The following is a 20,912-nucleotide window of genomic DNA, read 5'->3' as shown; positions in this document are numbered from 1 at the left end:
TGGTATTGCCGAACTTTCCTCACATTACCGAACTTTCATTGGCGCCGCCTGACAGCGGGCCCTAGATAGGCGGGGTCATTTACGGAGTTGTTCGCGTTGAAGAGGCGCCAGATGTCCGACAAGTCCTTGCCACTGAGCCGTCGGCAGGCGCTCGGTCTCGTTGCGGTTACCGCTGGCGGCGTATTCCTGCCCGCCGGTGCAAGGGCCGGGCAGGTTTTGCCCTATGCCGGGCTTGCTTTGTTCGAAGCCGGTGCCGGCGTCTGCGCCATCACGCCCGAGGTCACCGAAGGGCCGTTCTATTTCGACCCGAAGCTCGAACGCGCCGATATCACCGAGGGCAAGAAGGGCATCGCCCTCAATGTACGGCTGCAAATCGTCGACGCCGCCTGCCGGCCTCTTTCCGGCGCACGCGTCGATATCTGGCATTGCGATGCCCAGGGCACCTATTCCGGCTATCCCGGACAGGGCGACGGGCAGGATATCGACACGTCCGGCCAGAGCTTTCTCCGCGGCTGGCAGAGAACCGATGAAAGCGGCATCGCTTCTTTCGCCACCATCTATCCCGGCTGGTATCGCGGCCGCACCACCCACATCCATTTCAAGATCTTCCCCGACGACCGCTCGGTGATGACCGGCCAGATGTTCTTCCCCGACAGCCTCAGCGAGCAGATATTCGCCACCGTCGCGCCCTATAAAGATCGCCCCGGCAAACGCGATACATCGAACGCGCGGGACGGCATTGCGCGGCAGGCCGGGCCGCTGTCGCAGGCAGCGCTGCGGGAAATGGCGGACGCCTATCAGGCGTTGATGGTGGTCGCGGTGAAAGCCGGTTGAGAACGCCTCGTCACGTCCCCATCCAGCCATTGCGGAAAGTCGTTTGTCATCTAACTGAAATAAACATCTGGCATTAGCCACGGCGAACACCGCGAAGCTTGCCGGCAAAGCTATTTTCCGAGCCGGAATGTTTTCGATCGTCATTGCCAACCGGCGGCCTGCTTCTATGCTGCCCGCTCCGGTTCGGCCGAGGAGGGATGAGCATGGCCAAGGCGGACAAGACTGCAACAATGAGCCGGCTGCATTCGGCGGCGCGGCTGGCGCGCACGGCGCTCGCCGCCCGGCTTCTGGCGCATGGTTTCTATGCCGGCCAGGACCAGATCATGCTGGCGCTCGACCGCGAGGACGGGCAGACGCCCGGCAACCTTGCCGGCCGCCTCGGCGTGCGTCCGCCGACCATCACCAAGACCATCAACCGGCTGCAGGCGCAGGGCTTTCTGGAGAAGCGGGCCTCGTCCGCCGATGCCCGCCAGGCGCATATTTTCCTCACCGACACCGGTCGCGAAATCATCCACGCCATCGAGAAGTCGGTGAAGAAGACCGAAAAGCAGGCATTGAAGGGTCTCGACAAGAAGGACCAGAAAGCGCTGTTCAAGCTGCTTGCCCGCGTCGAGGCGAACCTGTCGAACGGCGAAATGGTGCTCCCGGATGACGAACTGGATATCGAAGACAAGATGCTTGAATAGCTCACGCGTTCGCCGCTGACGGCCGCCGCGTCAGTGCCGACCAGCGTCCCGGTGTGACGCCGAACGCCTTCTTGAAATGCCGATTGAAATGGCTTTGATCACTGAAGCCGGCTGCGATGGCGATTTGCGCCAGCGGCTCGTCGGCTTCGATCATCCGACGGGCTCGTTGAAGCCGGCGCATCAACAGGAACCGGTGCGGGCTGGTGGAGAAGGTGGCGCGGAAATGCCGCGACAGGGCATAACGGTCCAATCCGGTTATCGCCTCCAATTCATGCGAACGTACAATCCGCGCAACATTTTCCTCCAGATAGTCGCGCGCCAGGCTGGCGGCGCGCCACGCAGTTTTCGCTACCGGTTTCGCCCGCTGACCGGCGTGCCGCGCTAGGCTTTGCATAAGCTGCGTCATGAAATCGACGACAAACAGCTCGTCCAGTTCCTGATCCAGCGGCCCGAGCGCCGAAAGCAGCGTCGCGCGGAGATCGCGGTCTGTCACCACGGCATTCCCGACGAATGGCAGTGATCCGCCGCCGAGACAATCGAGCATCAGGGACGGCTCCAAATAGAGCATTCTGTATCGCAAGCCGTCTTCGGTGCCGGCACCGCCATCGTGCAGTTCGTCGGGATGAAGGACAATAATCTGGCCAGGCAGGCTCTGATGCATTTGGCCGCGATAGCGGAAGCGCTGCACGCCATAAAGCGTCACCCCGATCGCATAGGTGTCGTGGCGATGGAGATCGAAGGCATTGCCGTGGAACCGGGCCTCGATGCGTTCCATCCCGGCAGCACCGGGTGCCGGTACGATGCAGTTCTCGGCTGCATCCACGCACAAACGTCCAAGACCCTGAAAGGCTTCCCGGTCCAGATCGTGCGCCATCGCTTCACTCGCAGCCTCGGATTGGCCCCCTTTTCGGATGGAAACTGTCGCATGTTCGATACGAAATTTGCAATCGTGCTCAAGGATGATCTTCCCGTCTGGCAAAAGCTCAATGTCACCGCCTTTCTGACCAGCGGCATCGTCGCGCAATTTCCCGACATTATCGGCGACCCCTACCGTGATCGCGCCGGCAATATCTACAACCCGCTGTCGATCCAGCCGGTTATCGTGCTTTCGGCGGACGGCCAGACGCTCGGCGCGATCCAGCGGCGGGCGCTGGAGCGTGGTGTGACGGTTTCGCTCTATGTCGAGGAAATGTTTTCGACCGGGTATGATCTGGCCAACCGCGCCGTCTTTGCCGAATTTGCGCCGGAGCATGCCAAGGTGGTCGGCATCGCGCTTCGCGCCGAAAAGAAGCTCGTCGACAAGATCACCAAGGGCGCCCGCATGCACGCCTGAGTCGTCGGCCACTAGGTCGGCCACTGGGAAACAAACTGAGCCTGCCGGCGGCTGTCGTTGTGCCAGCCTGTTTTGGCTTGCCCGCAGGCGACAATTGCCGCATTGGTGAGGGACTGCCTTGCTTCCCGTCCGGCCTGAAATTGAATGCTCCCCCAAGACAAGACGAAAGCGCGACATCGCCGGCGGCGATCGTGTGCATGCTTTCCGTCTATGTGTTTTTCACCTTCCTCGACACCAGCAGCAAGTACCTTGTGCTGGCCGGCGTCTCGGCGCTGATCGTCGCCTGGACCCGCTTCGCGGTCCATGTGCTGATCGTCGGCGTCTTTCTGCGCGGATGGCGCGAGCCGCTGCGCTTTCGTCCCGCCAACCTGCCGGCGCACATCACGCGCGGTCTGCTCCTGTTCGGATCGACGATGTTCAACATTCTGGCGCTGCGGACGCTGCAACTGGCGGAAACCACCTCGATCTACTTCTTCGGCCCGATGGTGATCACCGCGCTTGCCGGTCCGTTGCTCGGCGAATGGGCTGGCTGGCGGCGCTGGCTGGCCATCATGAGCGGCTTTGTCGGCGTCCTCATCATCACCCGGCCGGGCGTCGGCGTTTTTGGCGTCGGCCATCTCTTTGCGCTCGGCTCGATGCTATCGAACAGTTTCTACGTCATCATGACGCGCCGCATGTCGGCTACGGAAACCTCGGAAAGCCTGATCCTGTTTTCGGCGCTGGCGCCGGCCGTGCTGCTGCTGCCGACACTGCCGTTTTCGCCTTCGCTGCCGCAGGATGGCTGGCACTGGTTCATATTGCTGATGCTTGGCGTCTTCGGCGCCATCGGTCATTGGCTTCTTGTGCAGGCCTATCGCCTTGCCACCACCACGGCCCTGGCTCCCTATCCCTATTCGCAGATGATCTGGATGATCATCTGCGGCCTGATCGTCTTCAACCAGTTTCCCGATCGCTGGACGCTGGTCGGTGCCACAGTCATCGTCGCCAGCGGCCTCTACATCGTTCACCGCGAGCACCGGCTCCGCTTGCGCAACCGCGCAACGCTGGGCGCGGAGGCGGAAGCGCTGGCAAAAAAACTTTGATTTGCTCGGAATCGATGGCATAAGAGCCGGCCTTTAAACAGTTTAAATTGCTTCGGGAGCGCAGGGCGCTGGCACAGAAGATCAAGCTTTCGACCATCGCGGATGCGCTCGGCGTGTCCACGGCCACGGTCTCGCTGGCCTTGCGCGACAGCCCGCTGGTCGCCGGCGGCACCCGCGATCGCATCAAGGAACATGCACGCGCCATCGGCTATATCTACAACCGCCGCGCCGCCAGCCTGCGCACCTCGCGCTCGGGCATAGTCGGCGTCGTCGTCCACGACATCATGAACCCGTTCTTTGCCGAGATATTGCGTTCGATAGAGAGCGAGCTCGACCGCAGCCGGCAAACCTTCATCCTGTCGAACCACTACGACCAGCTCGAGAAACAACGCACTTTCATAGACACGCTTCTGCAGCTTGGCGCTGACGGGGTCATCATGTCGCCGGCCATCGGCACGCCGCCCGAAGACATAATCTTGGCCGAGGAGAACGGTCTCCCGGCAGTGCTGATTGCACGCACCGTCGAAGGTGCCGACGTGCCGGTGTTTCGCGGCGACGACGCCTATGGCACCGGGCTTGCCACCAACCATCTGATCTCGCTTGGCCACAAGCGCATCGCCATGATCGGCGGTACCGACCAGACGTCGACCGGCCGCGACCGCTATCAGGGATATGTCAACGCCATGGAGGCGGCAGGGCTTGAGGTCAGGCCGTCCTGGCGCATCCCCGGCCCGCGCACCAAGCAGGCCGGCTTCGAGGCGGCCGGGCAGTTCCTGGCGCTGAAGGACAGGCCGACCGCGGCCTGCTGCTGGAACGACCTCGTCGCCATCGGTCTGATGAATGGCATTGCCCGCGCCGGGCTGGTGCCGGGCATCGACATCTCGGTTACCGGCTATGACGATCTCGAGGAAGCGGCGATCGCCACGCCGGCGCTGACTACCGTGTGGAACGGCCAGCGCGAGGTTGGCCGCCGCGCCGCCAGCGCGCTGCTCGACAAACTCAACGGACAGACGGTGCGGCCGTCGCAGGAACTGATCAAGCCGGAACTGCATGTGCGCCAGTCGACCGGCAAACCGGTGGAACGTGCATGACAAAAACCGAACAGCAAGCTGTTACCATTCTGGTGCCGGGCCAGTTCAACGACCATGCGGTCGGCCGCATCGACGGGGCGTTCAGCCGCGTCCGGATCGAACGCGCCGATCCGTCGCTGGTCACCGACGAGATGCGTCATACGGTGCGCGGCATAGCCGCCTTTGGCGGCATAAGCGCCGCGTTGATGGACGCGCTGCCAAAGCTCGAGATTATCGCCAATTTCGGCGTCGGCTATGATTCGGTCGATATCCGCCACGCCGCACGGCGCGGCATCATGGTCACCAACACACCGGATGTGCTGACCGAAGAGGTCGCCGATACGGCGCTCGGCCTGTTGATCAATGCCGTCCGCGAACTGCCGCGCGCCGAGGCCTGGCTACGCGACGGAAGCTGGCTGCGCAACGGCAACTATCCGCTGAGCCGGCTGACTTTGCGCGGTCGCCATGTCGGCATCTTCGGCATGGGCCGCATCGGCCTCGCCATTGCCCGGCGGCTCGATGCTTTCGGACTGCCCATCGCCTATCACAACCGGCGCCGCGTCGAAGGCCTGTCCTATGACTATCACCCGACGCTGAAAGGTCTCGCCGAGGCGGTCGACACACTGATCTCGGTGGCGCCCGGCGGGGCCTCGACGGAAAAGGCCGTCAATGCCGAAATCCTCTCGGCTCTGGGGCCGAACGGCGTCTTCGTCAATATCGGCCGGGGCAGCACGGTCGACGAACCAGCCCTTGCCGCCGCACTTGCCAGCGGCAGCATCGCCGCTGCCGGGCTAGACGTCTTTGCCGACGAGCCGAATGTGCCAGCGGCGTTGCTTGCCGCGCCCAACACCTCGCTTTTGCCGCATGTCGGCTCGGCGTCCGAGCATACGCGCCGCGCCATGGCCAACCTTTGCGTCGACAATCTGGTCTCGTGGTTTTCGCAGCGCAAGGCGCTGACGCCGGTGCCGGAGACGGCAAATGTCAAGGCAAGGCCGTAAGCGGGCTGCCATATCTATTAACTTCAGCTTAACCCTTCGGAATCATTCTGATCCCTTCGCAGTGTATGTCCGCCTGACAGGACATGACAGCAAGATGAAGCGCGCCTCCCTGATCTCTTCGAACCGGCGCGCTTGAAATGCGCGGAGAACCAGGATGAAGACGCTTCCTGCATTGATGGCAGTCGCTGTGCTGTTCGGCAGCGCCCAGCTGTTTTACGCCGGTAGCGGTGAAAGCCGTGCAGCCAGTGAGTCACCACCTTCATCCGGCAACTACAGGCTGGTAGTCCATGGCGACGAGGGGTCTTGTGCGGTCAGCCGCGGCGCCGAGATTTCGCAAGGCCTGTCGCTGTTGACGGTCGCAGCAAATTGCCGCCGGGTGTTGCCCGGCATCGAGCAGGCGAAGTTCTGGCGAGAGCAGGATGACGGCACGGTCACCTTCAGCGCCAACGGCACCGATCCGATCGTCATGTTCTCAGTCGCCGACGGCGATGGTTACGAATCCTACGCGCCGGCGCTGCCGCTGCTGACGCTGGCGTCGGTCGGGAACTAGCGAGCGCGGCAGGACTATTCCGCGGCTGCGCGCGCACCCGATTTCGCCGCCTGATGCAGGCGCACCGCATCGCCGAATGCGCGAAATATCTTTACCGAGATGCTGTCCGATTTGACCCAGTACTCGGGGTGCCACTGGACGCCGACGGCGAAAGCCCGTGCATCGCGCACCGAAACCGCCTCGACAGTGCCGTCGGCGGCGACCGCTTCGACCTGCAGCTTTGGGCCAAGCCGGTCGATGGCCTGGCGATGCACCGAATTGACCATGATGTCGCCGGCGCCGAAGACACCGGCCAGGCAGCTGCCGGGTTTTATCGCCACGCTCTGGCGGATGGCGAAGCGTTCGTCCTGATTGTCGCTTGCCGGCGCACGATGATCGAGCGAACCGGCGCGTTCCTGGATTTCGGTGGCCAACGTGCCACCCAGCGCCACATTCATCTCCTGGATGCCGCGGCAGATGGCGAGCAATGGCACCCCGCGCTCCACCGCCCGGCGGATCAGCGGCAACGTCGTCGCGTCGCGGGCGGAGTCGTAAGGACCATTGGCTTCGCTGGCGTCACCGCCATAGAGCGAGGGATGAACGTTCGATTTGGAGCCGGTGACCATGACGCCGTCGACGGCGGAAAGCAGTTCGTCGAAGTCGAGCCGGTCGCCGAAGGACGGTACCAGCAGCGGGAACACGCCTGCACCCGAAAGCGCCGCTTCGAGATATTGCTGTGGCGCGGCATGCCAGGTGTAATTGTCGAACTGGCGGACATCGGTCGATACGGCGACGAGCGGCTGGTGCATTTGGTCTGGATCCCATCGGGTGCAACGAATTATCTGCCTGCAAAATAGGCGATCCGAAGGCGCATTTCCATGGCAAGTTTCGGCGTGTCGCGTAGGCCAGTTAATCGACCTTAGACTATAGTTGCAAGATCTGCCCCAACGCCGTGAATTTCCCCGAAATGCGCCACTCAAACCGGGCTGCCGTGCTGGACTCGACTCCTTGCCTGTGTATTGTCGGCTCGAAGCCGATCCGGGCGCCGAAGTGTCCCGAATGTCGGTCAGTGGATCCAAAAGGGAGGAACTTCATGGATCGTCGTTCGTTCATCCGCAAGGCCGGCACCACCGGTTTCGGCGCTGCGGCCGCTGCCGCGACACTTGCTGCGCCGGCCATCGCCCAGTCCAATCCGAAAGTGACCTGGCGACTGGCGTCGTCCTTCCCGAAGTCGCTCGATACGATCTATGGCGGCGCCGAAGTGTTTTCCAAGATGCTGTCGGACGCGACCGACGGCAACTTCCAGGTCCAGGTCTTCGCCTCCGGCGAACTCGTTCCCGGCCTGCAGGCCGCCGATGCCACCACAGCCGGCACGGTCGAGGCCTGCCATACCGTGGCATACTATTACTGGGGCAAGGACCCGACGTGGGCGCTGGGAGCGGCGGTTCCGTTTTCGCTCAACGCGCGCGGCATCAACGCCTGGCACTATCATGGCGGCGGCATCGATCTGTTCAACGAGTTCCTGGCGACGCAAGGTCTGTTCGGGCTGCCGGGCGGCAATACCGGCGTGCAGATGGGTGGCTGGTTCCGCAAGGAGATCAAAACGGTCGCCGACCTTTCCGGCCTCAAGATGCGTATCGGTGGTTTTGCCGGCAAAGTGGTGCAAAGGCTCGGGGTGGTTCCGCAGCAGATCGCCGGTGGCGACATTTATCCGGCGTTGGAAAAAGGCACGATCGACGCCGCCGAATGGGTCGGCCCTTACGACGACGAGAAGCTCGGCTTCTATAAGGTTGCGCCCTATTACTACTATCCCGGCTGGTGGGAAGGTGGACCGACCGTCCATCTGATGTTCAACAAGGCGAAATACGACGAACTTTCGCCGGCTTACAAGTCGCTGGTGCATACTGCCGCTCAAGCGGCCGACGCCAACATGCTGCAGAAATACGACTATCTCAATCCGGCGGCGGTTAAGCGGCTGGTTGCCGGCGGTGCCAAGTTGAGCCCGTTCAGCCAGGAGATCATGGCCGCCTGTTTCGAAAAGGCCAACGAAGTCTATGCCGAGATGGAAGCCTCGAATGCGCCGTTCAAGAAGATCTGGGATTCGATCAAGGCGTTCCGCAAGGAGCATTATCTCTGGGCGCAGGTGGCCGAGTACAACTATGACACCTTCATGATGGTCCAGCAGCGCAATGCCAAGCTCTGATCCTGTTGCTTCGCGGCGCCAGTGTTCCTTTCGGAACACTGGCGCCGTAGCGCATTCATTTGCGATCAGTCGGGCACCACCACGACCTTGACCTCGCCTGGCGCCGGCGGGTTGGCAATGATCGCCACCGCCTCGTCGAGGCTGACCTGTCGTGATATCAGCCGATCTACTTCGATCGTCCCCGAGGCGATAAGATTGGCGGCCCGGCGATGGGTAAAGGGGTTGAGGAAGGAACCCAGGACCTTCAACTCACGGAACAGCAGATCGAACGGTTCGAACGCCACTTTCATGCCTTGCGGCATCACGCCGACGACGACGACGGTGCCGCCCGCTTTGGCCAGCCGCATCGCCTGCTCAACAGTGTCTTTCACGCCGGCGCATTCGAACACCACGTCGACGCCGCCCGGCATCAAACCCGACCGGCCGACGATCGCATCGATGACATCGAAGGCGCTGGGATCGAGCGTCGCCGTTGCGCCAAATTGCTCGGCAAGAGCCCGCCGCGAGGCCTGACGGGTCGACAAGATAATGGTCGTCGCACCGGCGAGCTTTGCCAGTTGAACGGTGAGCAGGCCGATCACGCCGCCGCCGAGCACCGCGACCGACGAGCCTGGTTTGATCGCGGCAAGGTCCACGCCATGCAGGCAGCAGCCGAGCGGCTCGCAGAAAGCACCATGCGTAGGCTTCAGATCGCCTGGCAAGACGAAGGCCTGTTTCTGGGGCAGGACAAGATATTCGGCAAAGCCGCCATCGCGATGGATGCCGATGGCGCGTAGATTGCCGCAGAGATTGACCCGGCCGGCCTGACAATGCTCGCATCGGCCACAGGCAATGTTGGGATCGCCGGTGACGCGGTCGCCGACGGAAAAGCCGGATACGGCAGGTCCGACCGCCTCGACGATGCCGGAGAATTCATGCCCGAGCGTCACCGGCGGCGTGCACGGGAATTCACCATGGAAAAGATGCCTGTCGGTGCCGCAGACGCCGCACGCCTCGATGCGCACCAGCAGATCGTTCGGCCCGGCGGTCGGTTTCTCGACCTCGCACACGGCGAGGCTGCCCACTCGCTCCAACCGAACCGCCTTCATGGCTGCCGGGCCTTCCTCAGTTGAAACTCGGTGGTTGCGACAGATCGATTGCCGGCGCCGCCGGTTTCGCGGGCGGCTTTTCGTCGAAGCTCGGCGGCTGCGACAAATCCGGTGGGGAAGGTGAGGCCGGGGCAGTGCCGCCGTTGGCCGGCGGCGTGCCAAGCGGCGACAAGCCGATGCCAGGCGTTTCCGGCACCTGGTAGTTGATGGTGCCAGGATCGACGACAGTGCCTTTGTAGTGCATCACCATCTGCGGGAAGGCGATGGTCAGGCCGATCATGATCACCTGGATGCAGACGAAGGGCACTGCGCCCCAATAGATCTGCCCTGTGGTGACGGGCGCGATCTGCTTGCCGGTGAGTCGGTCGAGATAGGGCACGCGCGCGGCGACCGAGCGCAGATAAAACAGCGCGAAGCCGAAGGGCGGATGCATGAAGGAGGTCTGCATGTTGACGCCCAAAAGCACGCCAAACCAGATCAGGTCGATGCCGAGTTTGTCAGCCGCTGGCGCCAAAAGCGGCACGATGATGAAGGCAAGCTCGAAAAAGTCGAGGAAGAAGGCGAGCACGAAGACGAGGATGTTGACGCCAATCAGGAAACCGACTTCACCGCCCGGCAGCGATGTCAACAGGTGCTCGACCCAGATGTGGCCATTGACGCCGTAGAAGGTCAGCGAGAACACCCGCGCGCCGATCAGGATAAACAGAACGAAGGACGACAGCCTGGTCGTCGAGGCCAGCGCCTGCTTGACCACGTCGAGCGACAGCCGCCCCTTCATCGCCGCCATTGCCAGCGCGCCGACGGCGCCCATGGCGCCGCCTTCCGTCGGCGTGGCGATGCCAAGGAAGATGGTGCCCAGCACCAGGAAGATCAGCGCCAGCGGCGGGATCAGCACGATGATCACCTGCTGTGCCAGTCTGGACATTAGGTTGATCTTCAGGCGCTGGTCGACGATCGCCACGACATAGATGAAGATGACGCCAGTAGTGGCGCCGAGGATATCGGCGTTGCCGCCATGGTTCGGTGCGAGGTAGCGATACGCCGCATAGGAAACAACCACCGCCGCCAGCAGCGCCGCCAGCAGCGACAGCACACCGTGGCCGAGCGTGCGGGCCTCCAGCGGCAGTGCCGGCATCGACTTCGGCCGAAAGATCGACATGAGCAGGATGTAGAGCATGTAGATGCCGGTCAAAATGAGCCCGGGGATCAGCGCCCCCTTGTACATATCGCCGACCGAGCGGCCGAGCTGGTCGGCCAGGACGATCAGCACCAGTGACGGCGGGATGATCTGGGCGAGCGTCCCGGACGCGGCAATGACGCCGGATGCCAGCCGCCGGTCGTAGCCGTAGCGCAGCATGATCGGCAGCGAAATCAGACCCATGGCAATGACGGAGGCCGCCACCACGCCGGTCGTCGCGGCGAGCAGCGCGCCGACGAAAATCACGGCATAGGCGAGGCCACCACGGACCGGTCCGAACAACTGGCCGATCGTGTCGAGCAGGTCTTCGGCCATGCCGGATCGTTCGAGCACGATGCCCATGAACGTGAAGAACGGGATCGCCAGTAGCGTATCGTTCGACATCACCCGGCTGCCGTAGAAATTATCCGGCAACGCGTGCAGCAACGGCCAGGCGAGATTGATCGAGCCGCCCGAATAGGGCGACAGAAGCACGCCGATGAAGAAGAACATCAGGCCGTTGGCGGCGAGCGAGAAGGCGACGGGATAGCCGATCAGCAGGAAGACGACCAGCGAGGCGAACATGATCGGCGCCATGTTCTGGGCGATGAACTCGATCACGAGCGCACCTCTTCGACGAGCGCCTTGGCTTCGAGCTCGGCCTGCTCATGCACCGATATGAACGGAGTGGGATCGTCCATCTGACCGCGCATGATGGCGATTTTCTTGATGATTTCGGAAATGCCCTGCAGCGCGAGCAGAAAAAAGCCGACCAGCAAAATCGCCTTCGCCGGCCAGATGATCAGCCCGCCGGAATTGTTCGACATCTCCCCGCTGCGATACGACAGCGACACATAGGGAACGAAATAGACCACCATCAACGTCACGAACGGCATCAGGAAGAAGACGTGACCGAAAAGGTCGATCCAGTGCTGCACGCGGCGCGAGAACATGCCGTAGACGATATCGATGCGGATATGGTCGTTCTGCTTCAGCGTGTAGGCGGCGGCCAGCATGAAGGCGGCGCCGAACAGATACCATTGCAATTCCAGCCAGGCGTTCGAGGACATGTCGAACACCTTGCGGATGACGGCGTTGGCGGCGCTTACCAGGATCGCCAGCAGGATCAGCCACGAAACCCATTTGCCGATGAATTCGTTCAAACGGTCAATGGTTCTGGAAAGAGCGAGAAGCCCTGCCATGCATTCCTCCCTTGTGTCAGAGCGCGGCGGTTCCCTGTCCGTCGTGTCGCTGTGGACCAACGGTATGCAGTGCGTGGTCCGGCTGGTCAACACGGGATAGCCCGCATAAACACAGTTGTGAGATGACGGGCGGCAAAATGCTGCCGCGTCCTTTGCATGTCCAAGGACATGCGGCGCTTTCATCCAAGCAAAGTCGGGTGCGGCTCAGGCGATCTTCTGTTGGTCGCGGCCGGCGCCGATCAGCACAAGCATGGCGACGAGGAACAGGTACATCCAGCCGTCCCGCCATTCGAGCGGGAAATAGCCGGCCCATAGCGATTCGGCCATGCCGAAAGCGGCGGCACCCAGTGCCGCCCGCAAAGGCGAGAGATAGCCGCCCACTGCGGTCACGAACAGGATCTTCAACCCGTAGACCAACCCTGTGCCGAAGCTGATGTTACCGTAGTAGAAGGCGGCGAGCACGCCGGCCAGTGCCGCGCAAAGGCCGCCGAAAAGCACCGCGTGCCGAAACACCGCACGAACATCGACGCCGCACATCGCAGCCGCCTTGGGATCGTCGGATACGGCGCGCCAGCTCCGGCCGAAGCTCGAATATGCGAAGCCCCAGGCAGCCAGCGCTATGGCCGCCAGTACGGCGGCGCAATCGAGCAATTGGATCAGCGTCAACGTCGCCTTGAAGCTGGCATTCTGCGCGAAGACGATGGTCTGGGCCAGCATTGGCGGCAACCATAGGTCATGGGTATCGGCGGCGATGCGGCTGGCTTCCGACAAGACCAGCAATATGCCGAGCGTCGTCACCACGATGGCGTTGGGCGAGCGGTCGGCCAGCGGTTCGAAGATACTTCGCGACAGGACATGGCTGAGCAGCGCCGCATAAAGGAATGCCGCAGCTACGCCGAGCGCGACCGATGCAAACAGCGTTAACCACAGGGCCTGATAGCCGAACGCCGCAGTGAGGATCATCGTATGCCCGCAAAAGGCGAACAGCGCGCCATAGGCAAGATTGGTACGGTGCAGGATGCCGTTGGTCAGCACGTAGCCGAATGCAAGCAATGCGTAGAGCGCGCCCGAATGCAGCCCGTTCAGAACCTGCTGGAAGAAATAGAGCATGCAAGACCCTCTATGCATGCCCCGCAATCGGGGCAGAGGTTTGGGACGAACGATATTCTCAGTACGGCGATCGCCTCAGTGACGAGCGTTGCACCCGGAATCTAACTTGTCAAACGCGAGTTATCAGTTAGATTTCGCCATATGACAGTATCCTGGACTCCGCACCGCTTTACCGGTGGCATGCTGGCGCTCGATACGGCGAACACCGTCGTTTTGCGGAACGATCCGGAGAAAACTTTCGACCGTTTCGACGATCCGGCCGAGATCGCCCGCTTTGCCGAAGCCGCGAGTGCCTTTCGCGCCGCCGAGCTCGGTGGCAGGCGGCTCGTAGCGCCGGCGCCTGAAAAGATCGCACCGGTGGTGCTGTCGATCCGGGAGACGACCGATCGGCTGTTTCGCGGCGCGGTATCGAAAGGTGCGATCGCGACCGGCGATATGCCGAAATTCTTGGAAGCCTGCGCCGATGGCCTCGCTCATAGCCGCACCGAAATCGGCACGCCTGGAAAACCGTTCGGTGATCCGGCGACGCCGATTGCCTTCGAGGCCGCGCTTGCGGTCTCGGCGCTGTCGCTGCTGTGTAGCGACACCATCGCCAGGCTGAGGATATGTCCGAACTGCAGCTGGCTGTTTGTCGACAAAAGCCGGAATTCCAGCCGCCTCTGGTGCGACATGGCGGTGTGCGGCAACCGCCAGAAGGCAAACCGACACTATCGCCGCCGGACCGCGGCCAGGGAGGTCACCAATGTCTAGAAGATTCTCACGCGCGATGATTGTCGTCGCGGCGTTGTTCGCGGCGGCCGCGCTCGGCGCCTGCCGTGATTCCGGCAAGGACCAGTTGTTCGCCATTTCCGGGAAGCTGTTCGAGTTCAACTACCGGCTGGGTATCGCCACCTATGTCATCACTCTCAATCCGCTGCGGCCGGTGGGTGAGGGGCAGGTCGCTGTGGTCTCCTTCCAGAACCCGGCCGGCGGTGATCCGATCATCGTCACCCAGAAAATATGGCCGAAGCTGCCGCATGTGACGCTCACCAGCCCGCCGCTTACCTGCGTTGTCAAGGACAAGCCCTATGCGGTGTCGATCCGCATCGAGGATTCCAGCGGCAAGTTGCTGCAGAGTTTCGCGACCACTCTGACGTCCTCACTCGACCAGTCGGTCCTGCCCGACCGGCCTCTGGTGGTCGGGCCAGTCTACGAGCTCAACAAGGACCTGGCCGGCCATGTCGACGGCAAGCTGCCCGGTGAACCGAAGCCCAGTTGCCCAAAGGCTGCATGATGCATCACCAGCGGCACTGACCGCCGCCGGAATTTTTCATGCTCGGCCATCCTCCCCGACAGGCGTTTCGTGGCGCCACACGGCCGCGCACGGATCGTTTGTTGCGGACCGCCTGGCACCTTCGATTTTGTTTGACCTCCCCGGCAAGGGAAGAAAGACTGTGGGCACTCGACTCCGACGTTGGCCGCGCACCTCCAGGCGCGGCCTCCGCACAGGAAATGCCTGATGACGCTGCACAATGTCGCGCTCGACGACAAGTTCGACCTGGCAAAGGAGCGCATCTTCCTGTCGGGTGCCCAGGCAGTCATCCGCATGCTTCTGATGCAGCGCGAGCGCGACCGCCGGGCTGGCCTGAACACCGCCGGTTTCGTCTCCGGCTATCGCGGCTCGCCGCTCGGCGGCCTCGACATGCAGCTGTGGAAGGCCAGGAACCAGCTCGCGCAGTCGGACATCGTCTTCCAGCCCGGTCTCAACGAGGAGCTCGCCGCCACCGCCTGCTGGGGCTCGCAGCAGGCCGAATTGCTGGGCGAGGGTACCCATGACGGCGTTTTTTCGGTCTGGTACGGCAAGGGTCCGGGCGTCGACCGCTCCGGCGACGTGTTCCGCCACGCCAATCTCGCCGGGTCGTCGAAACATGGCGGCGTGCTGGCTCTGATGGGCGACGACCACATGGCCGAATCCTCGACCAACGCGCATGCCACCGAGTTCCTGTTCGTCGACAACATGGTGCCGATCCTTAATCCGGCCGGCGTCCAGGAGATCATCGACTACGGCCTTTACGGCTTTGCCATGTCGCGTTTTGCCGGCACCTGGGCGGCGATCAAATGCGTCAAGGACAACATCGAATCGACAGCCTCGGTCGATGCCGCGCTTGACCGGCTAGATATCGTCATTCCGGACTTCGACATGCCGCCCGGCGGCCTCAACATCCGTAACGAGATCGACATGCTCGGCCAGGAGGAGCGGTTGCATGAATACAAGCGCGCCGCCGCTTCTGCGTTCATCCACGCCAATGGGCTGAATCGGATCGTCTATTCGGGCGGCACCAGCGCCAAGCTTGGCATCGTCACCATCGGCAAGAGTTATCTCGATGTTCGCCAGGCGCTGGAGGATATCGGCGTCGACGAAGCGGCCGCCAGTCGTATCGGTATCAGGCTGTTCAAGGTCGGCTGCCCGTGGCCGCTCGACCTGCAACACATCGCCGACTTTGCTCGCGGCCTCGATACCATCGTCGTCGTCGAGGAGAAACGCTCGCTGATCGAGGTGCAACTGCGCGAGAACCTTTACGGCACCGCGACGCAGCCGGTCATCGTCGGCAAGAAGGACGAGACCGGCGACTGGCTGTTCCCGGCCAAGGGCGCGCTCGACCCCAACGATATTGCCATCGCGCTCGGCGAGAGGATTTTGCGAACGATCGGCCCGTCGGAAGAAATCGCCGCGCGGGTTGCGAAATTGCGCCAGTTCCAGGCGATGCTGGCCGACACGTCAGACATCGCCTCGCGCACGCCCTTCTTCTGCTCCGGCTGCCCACACAATTCCTCGACCAAGGTGCCGGACGGCTCGCTCGCCGCCGCCGGAATCGGCTGTCATTTCATGGCGCTGTGGATGGACCGCAACACCGTCGGCTTCACCGCCATGGGCGGCGAGGGCGCGCAGTGGGTCGGCCAGGCGCCGTTCTCGAAGCGCGAGCACATCTTCCAGAATCTGGGCGATGGCACTTACAACCACTCGGGTGTGCTGGCGATACGCTTCGCGCTGTCGACCGACGCCAACATCACCTACAAGATCCTCTACAATGACGCCGTCGCGATGACCGGTGGGCAGCCGCACGAGGGCGGCCTGACGGTAGACATGATCGCAAGGCAGGTGCGCGCCGAGGGCGTGGAGCGCATCGCCATCGTCACCGACGAGCCGGACAAGTATACCGGCAAGGTGGAATTTCCCGCCGGCGCCACCATCCATCACCGCGACGACCTCGATCTCGTCCAGCGCGAGTTGCGTTCGGTCAAAGGCGTCTCGGTGCTGCTCTACGACCAGACCTGCGCCGCCGAGAAGCGTCGCCGCCGCAAGCGCGGCACCTTCCCCGATCCGGACAAGCGTATCTTCATCAACGAGCTGGTCTGCGAAGGCTGCGGCGATTGCGGCGTGCAGTCGAATTGCGTCTCGATCCAGCCGGTCGAGACCGAATTCGGCCGCAAGCGCAAGATCGACCAGTCGAGCTGCAACAAGGACTTCTCTTGCGTCAACGGTTTCTGCCCCTCCTTCGTCACCGTTCACGGCGCCAAAATCAGGAAAGCCGAAGGCATAGCCGGCGCGGCCGACCCGCTCGCGGGGGTGCCGGCGCCGGCGCAATTTGCGCTCGGTGAACAAGGCTGGGCGGCGATCATCGACGGTGTCGGCGGCACCGGCGTCGTCACCATAGGCGCGGTGCTGGGCATGGCCGCGCACCTGGAAGGCAAGGGCTGCGGCATGATCGACATGGCCGGCCTCGCCCAGAAGGGCGGCTCGGTGTTCACCCATGTCCGCATCGCCCGCACGCCGGACGACATCCACGCCATTCGGGTATCGGCCGGCAAGGCCGATCTCGTGCTCGGCTGCGATCTCGTCGTTTCAGGTGCCAAGAAGGTGTTGGCCGCGGTGCGCGAAGGCCATACCATCTTCCTCGCCAACACTGCCGAGATCATGCCGGGCGAGTTCGCCCGTTCGGCCGATTTCTCGCTGCCCGTCGAGCGGCTGAAGAAGGCGATAAGAACGGCCGCGGGCGACGACAGGACGCATTTCTTCGACGCTACCCGCACCGCCACTGCCCTGTTCGGCAGCTCGCTTGGTGCCAACATGTTCATGCTCGGATTCGCCTTCCAGCATGGCGGCTTGCCGCTGTCGACGGAGGCGGTCGAGAAGGCGATCGAGCTCAACGGCGAGGCGGTAGCGATGAATGTCGCGGCATTTCGCTGGGGCCGCCGCGCCGCCCACCAGCCGGATTTCGTCCGCAGCCTTCTCGCCCAGCCGGGCAAGGCCACGCAGCATGCCGCCATTGCCGAGACGCTGGACGATATCATTGCTCGCCGCGTCGGCTTCCTGACCGCCTACCAGAACGCCGCCTATGGCAAGCGCTATGCCGACAGACTGGCGGCGCTGCGCAAGGCCGAAACCAATGCTGTGCCCGGGTCGACCGTGGTGACCGAGGCTGCCGCAAAGAACCTGTTCAAGCTGATGGCGATCAAGGACGAATACGAGGTGGCGCGGCTTTATACGGACGGCTCCTTTGCCGCAGAGCTCGCAAAGCAGTTCCAGAGCTACGGCAAGCTTGAATTCCATCTCGCACCGCCGATCATGGGCAGGCGCGGCAGTGACGGGAAGCCGAAGAAATCGAGCTTTGGCCCGTGGATGATGAACGCGTTCCGCCTGCTGGCGGCAATGAAGGGCCTGCGCGGCACCGTTTTCGACCTGTTCGGCTACAGCGCCGAGAGGCGTATGGAGCGGCAGCTTCTCGCCCTCTATGAAGCCGACCTGGAACTTGTCGCCGGCGCGCTGGCGCCGGGCAAGATCGAGGTTGCTGCCGCGCTTGTTTCGGTACCGGCGCTCATCCGCGGCTTTGGCCACGTCAAGCAGGCCAGTGCCGAAAAAGCCGCCGGCGAACGCCAGCGTCTGCTCGACCGCCTCTCGACGGCGCCGCTGCGGCCGCAACTTCAAGCCGCCGAATAATTCAGCGCTGTGATACGCCTTGTTTACCTGAACGGTAGTTTCCCTGCTTCCGCCGCGTCACCAATGGATGTTGGCAGGGTTCGAAACGCCGCTCTAAACCTTTCTTAAGGCCAATGTGACACTGCTGGGTTCCCCAGGGTTGGGATCCAGGCGTGAATCTGAGACGAAAAAACGAGATTCCGGTCGACGTTTACATTCCGTTCGTGGAAACGCTGTTTCGCGACGGGTTCACGCTGTCGATCGGCCTTGTTGCGCAGACACTCCTCGTCATTCTGGTCTATTGGAAGACCATGGACTTGGCGTATCTTCTAGTTGCCGCTGGGCTCATCATTGTCGGTACTCTGCGCCTTCGCAACATCCGAAAATACGGGCGACTTCCTTCCCCGACGACGTGGGAAGAAGCCCATGATCGCGAAAACGATTACATAATTTTCGGTTCGATGCATGGTTTCATGCTTGGCGCGTTCTGTTTCGTCAGTATCTATCTGGCAAATGACAGCCACGACAACTATGCCGAAATAGCCTCTGTCTGCGTCACTCTGGCATCGGTCACGTCGATTGCCGGCCGCAATTATGGGTCGCCGCGGATGGTCATGATTTTTATCATAACCACCACATGGCCCATATCGCTTGGCTTTATCCTGCGCGGCGATATCTACCACATCATCCTCGGTCTGATGTCGGCCCCTTTTCTGTTTGCGATCAAACGGTTCGCCGACATCGTCCGCGAAGTCCTGTTTACCGCCCTGTCGGAGGAAAAGAAGGCGAACCGCATCGCGCAGCGTTTCAACCGCGCGCTCAACACCATGTCGCATGGCCTTGTCATGCTTGGTCCCGACGGCCGGGTGGCGGTGGCCAATGCCGAAGCCGCGCACCTGATGTCGCTCAAATCGGCCGATGCGCTGCTAGGCCGCTCGATCCACGGTCTGCTGATGCGCGGCGCTGCAGGCGGCATGCTGGCGCCGAAAGATTGCCGTTACATCGAAGCCCAGCTGACGCGTGCGTTGCGCGAGGGCCGCGACCGCAAGGTCCTGGTCTCGCTCACCAACGGCCAGCACTATGAATTTTCGGCGCGCGAAGGCAGCCAGGAACTGGGCGTCGTCACTTTCGAGGATGTGACCGCCCGGGTCGAGGCGGAAGACAAGATCCGCTTCATGGCGCGCTACGACAGTCTCACCGGCCTGCCCAACCGCGCCTACTTCCACGAGTTGGTGGTGGAAGCCATGGCCTCAGGGGATCCCGAGCGTCTCTGCGGGCTGGTGGTGCTCGATCTCGATGATTTCAAGAGTGTCAACGACACGCTCGGCCATCCGGTCGGCGACGGATTGATCTACGCCGTTGCCGAGCGGCTGGCGGCAGTCGCTGGGCCAGGCATCACCGTCAGCCGCTTCGGCGGCGACGAGTTCATGATCTTCTTCGAGCGCATCGAGGATGAAAGCCACCTGACCGGCCAGGTTGACGAGATCTTTGTCAATCTACAGGGCGAGGTCGATGTCGCCGGCCACGGATTACGCATCCAGGCCTCCGGCGGCGCGGTGCTGTCGCGGGTCAAGGATACCGACGTTGACGCCATGATCGTCAAAGCCGACCTTGCACTCTACAAGGCCAAGGAGCTTGGCAAGAACGGTTGGCGGCTGTTCGAGGCCTCCATGGATGCTGCCTTCCGCAGCCGTCAGCTGATGAAGGCGGACCTGCGCAGCGCCGTGGAAAACAACGAATTGCGGGTGGTCTATCAGCCGATCGTCGCGATGAGCACGATGCGTATCGCCAGTTGCGAAGCGCTGTGCCGCTGGGATCATCCCGATCTCGGGCCGATTTCCCCCGGTATCTTTATTCCGCTGGCGGAGGAAATGGGGATTATTTCCGACATCAGCACCTTCGTCCTGCATGCGGCCTGCACGGAATGCGCCAAATGGCCGGCCCAGACCAGCGTGTCGGTCAATCTCTCGGCCAAGGATTTCCGCAACCGTGATGTCATCCAGAAGGTTCGCGACGCGCTGGCTGAATCCGGTCTCTCCGCCGGACGTCTGGAGATTGAGGTCACCGAGACGGCGCTGCTCGACGACAAGTCGCTGACACGCCAATATATCGAGGAGTTGAAGCGGCTCGGCGTGCGCATTGCGCTCGACGATTTCGGTACCGGGTATTCGAGCCTCAGCTATCTCCACAAACTGCCGCTCGACAAAATCAAGATCGACCGCTCGTTCCTGATGGATGTCACTCAGAACAGCCGGTCGCTCGAATTGCTCAAGGGCATCGTCAACCTGTCACGGCCGCTGGGACTTTCGGTTACCGTCGAAGGTGTCGAGACCTTCGAACAGCTCAAGATCCTGGCATTGCAGGTCAAGCCGGACCTGGTCCAGGGCTTTCTGTTCGGGTCGGCACTCAGCGCGTCCGGCATCGAGACGATGTCGAGCACCGTCTGGCCCTTTGCCAAGGACATCCAGACGGCAAGGAAGGCGCCGCGGCGCTGACTTCGCGCTGAAAACCTGCGTATTTTAGTATAATTTTATTAATTGTTAACCTTAACGGGCGGTAAACGAGCTCCTACTTATTTTCATCTTTACATCTCATGACCCGTCCGTAGTGTCGGCTGGTGGCGGTAATCGCGGGGAATAGAGT

Annotated in this window: 18 protein-coding genes; 12 read left to right on the top strand and 6 right to left on the bottom strand. The window is 62.3% G+C overall.

Features of this window, described 5'->3' with window-relative positions; translation table 11 throughout:
* Positions 1–111: 111 nt before the first annotated feature.
* Both NKH67_RS14130 and NKH67_RS14125 read left to right on the top strand, forming a co-directional pair.
* The gene (locus tag NKH67_RS14130) at positions 112–834 is read left to right on the top strand and encodes an intradiol ring-cleavage dioxygenase (RefSeq protein WP_353031173.1); all 723 of its coding nucleotides are present in this window, start codon (positions 112–114) and stop codon (positions 832–834) included.
* 203 nt (positions 835–1,037) lie between these two features.
* Positions 1,038–1,520 carry a MarR family winged helix-turn-helix transcriptional regulator gene (locus NKH67_RS14125; protein WP_254816029.1) on the top strand — a complete coding sequence of 161 codons (483 nt, stop codon included), beginning with the start codon at positions 1,038–1,040 and terminating at the stop codon, positions 1,518–1,520.
* A gap of 1 nt (position 1,521) precedes the next feature.
* On the opposite strand, the gene NKH67_RS14120 is transcribed toward NKH67_RS14125, so the two are convergent.
* A complete protein-coding gene (locus tag NKH67_RS14120) occupies positions 1,522–2,394 on the bottom strand; it encodes an AraC family transcriptional regulator (protein ID WP_353031171.1) in 873 nt (290 codons plus the stop codon).
* 51 nt (positions 2,395–2,445) lie between these two features.
* Here NKH67_RS14120 and NKH67_RS14115 point away from each other — a divergent pair, with 51 nt between their 5' ends.
* The 5 genes from NKH67_RS14115 to NKH67_RS14095 all read left to right on the top strand — a co-directional run bounded on the left by NKH67_RS14115 (position 2,446) and on the right by NKH67_RS14095 (position 6,553).
* Entirely contained in the window at positions 2,446–2,853 is a 408-nt protein-coding gene (locus NKH67_RS14115) for a DUF2000 family protein (RefSeq protein WP_352818660.1), read from the top strand.
* A gap of 197 nt (positions 2,854–3,050) precedes the next feature.
* Positions 3,051–3,935 (top strand): DMT family transporter, encoded by an 885-nt coding sequence (locus NKH67_RS14110; RefSeq protein ID WP_353031169.1) that lies wholly within the window; start codon positions 3,051–3,053, stop codon positions 3,933–3,935.
* A 68-nt stretch (positions 3,936–4,003) separates the two neighbouring features.
* Positions 4,004–5,026, top strand: coding sequence for a LacI family DNA-binding transcriptional regulator (locus tag NKH67_RS14105; protein WP_352540495.1), 1,023 nt, complete (start codon positions 4,004–4,006; stop codon positions 5,024–5,026).
* Entirely contained in the window at positions 5,023–6,003 is a 981-nt protein-coding gene (locus NKH67_RS14100; protein WP_352818653.1) for a 2-hydroxyacid dehydrogenase, read from the top strand. The genes NKH67_RS14105 and NKH67_RS14100 overlap by 4 nt, the downstream gene beginning before the upstream one ends.
* 154 nt (positions 6,004–6,157) lie before the next feature.
* Positions 6,158–6,553: a hypothetical protein gene (locus NKH67_RS14095; RefSeq protein WP_352681502.1), complete on the top strand. Its 396-nt coding sequence runs from the start codon at positions 6,158–6,160 to the stop codon at positions 6,551–6,553.
* Between the two features lie 14 nt (positions 6,554–6,567).
* On the opposite strand, the gene NKH67_RS14090 is transcribed toward NKH67_RS14095, so the two are convergent.
* Complete coding sequence (locus NKH67_RS14090) at positions 6,568–7,341, bottom strand: gamma-glutamyl-gamma-aminobutyrate hydrolase family protein (RefSeq protein ID WP_352469877.1); 774 nt, start codon at positions 7,339–7,341, stop codon at positions 6,568–6,570.
* Between the two features lie 284 nt (positions 7,342–7,625).
* On the opposite strand from NKH67_RS14090, the gene NKH67_RS14085 reads away from it, so the two are divergent.
* Positions 7,626–8,735: a TRAP transporter substrate-binding protein gene (locus tag NKH67_RS14085; RefSeq protein ID WP_353031166.1), complete on the top strand. Its 1,110-nt coding sequence runs from the start codon at positions 7,626–7,628 to the stop codon at positions 8,733–8,735.
* Positions 8,736–8,800: 65 nt separating this feature from the next.
* Here the strand turns inward: NKH67_RS14085 and NKH67_RS14080 are convergent, their stop codons facing one another.
* The 4 genes from NKH67_RS14080 to NKH67_RS14065 form a co-directional block, all read right to left on the bottom strand.
* Positions 8,801–9,823 carry a zinc-dependent alcohol dehydrogenase family protein gene (locus tag NKH67_RS14080; RefSeq protein ID WP_352540377.1) on the bottom strand — a complete coding sequence of 341 codons (1,023 nt, stop codon included), beginning with the start codon at positions 9,821–9,823 and terminating at the stop codon, positions 8,801–8,803.
* Between the two features lie 16 nt (positions 9,824–9,839).
* Positions 9,840–11,618: a TRAP transporter large permease gene (locus NKH67_RS14075; RefSeq protein WP_352540496.1), complete on the bottom strand. Its 1,779-nt coding sequence runs from the start codon at positions 11,616–11,618 to the stop codon at positions 9,840–9,842.
* Complete coding sequence (locus tag NKH67_RS14070) at positions 11,618–12,202, bottom strand: TRAP transporter small permease subunit (protein WP_023676252.1); 585 nt, start codon at positions 12,200–12,202, stop codon at positions 11,618–11,620. Before NKH67_RS14070 ends, NKH67_RS14075 begins: the two co-directional genes overlap by 1 nt.
* A gap of 204 nt (positions 12,203–12,406) precedes the next feature.
* Positions 12,407–13,312 carry a branched-chain amino acid ABC transporter permease gene (locus tag NKH67_RS14065; RefSeq protein ID WP_352469880.1) on the bottom strand — a complete coding sequence of 302 codons (906 nt, stop codon included), beginning with the start codon at positions 13,310–13,312 and terminating at the stop codon, positions 12,407–12,409.
* Positions 13,313–13,453: 141 nt separating this feature from the next.
* Between NKH67_RS14065 and NKH67_RS14060 the strand changes: the two genes are divergently transcribed.
* From NKH67_RS14060 to NKH67_RS14045, 4 genes are all read left to right on the top strand, one after another.
* The gene (locus NKH67_RS14060; RefSeq protein ID WP_352681496.1) at positions 13,454–14,062 is read left to right on the top strand and encodes a CGNR zinc finger domain-containing protein; all 609 of its coding nucleotides are present in this window, start codon (positions 13,454–13,456) and stop codon (positions 14,060–14,062) included.
* Entirely contained in the window at positions 14,055–14,585 is a 531-nt protein-coding gene (locus NKH67_RS14055) for a hypothetical protein (protein WP_352452209.1), read from the top strand. Before NKH67_RS14060 ends, NKH67_RS14055 begins: the two co-directional genes overlap by 8 nt.
* A gap of 225 nt (positions 14,586–14,810) precedes the next feature.
* On the top strand, positions 14,811–18,290 hold the full coding sequence (locus tag NKH67_RS14050; RefSeq protein WP_352681494.1) for an indolepyruvate ferredoxin oxidoreductase family protein: 3,480 nt from the start codon (positions 14,811–14,813) through the stop codon (positions 18,288–18,290).
* A gap of 152 nt (positions 18,291–18,442) precedes the next feature.
* Positions 18,443–20,764: a putative bifunctional diguanylate cyclase/phosphodiesterase gene (locus NKH67_RS14045; protein WP_352452207.1), complete on the top strand. Its 2,322-nt coding sequence runs from the start codon at positions 18,443–18,445 to the stop codon at positions 20,762–20,764.
* Positions 20,765–20,912: the final 148 nt, after the last annotated feature.

Origin of the sequence: Mesorhizobium sp. M0968, assembly GCF_040319065.1 — a bacterium.
Classification (GTDB): Bacteria; Pseudomonadota; Alphaproteobacteria; order Rhizobiales; family Rhizobiaceae; genus Mesorhizobium.
Note: the sequence above shows the minus strand (reverse complement) of the source record. Positions and strands in the feature narration are given on the sequence as shown.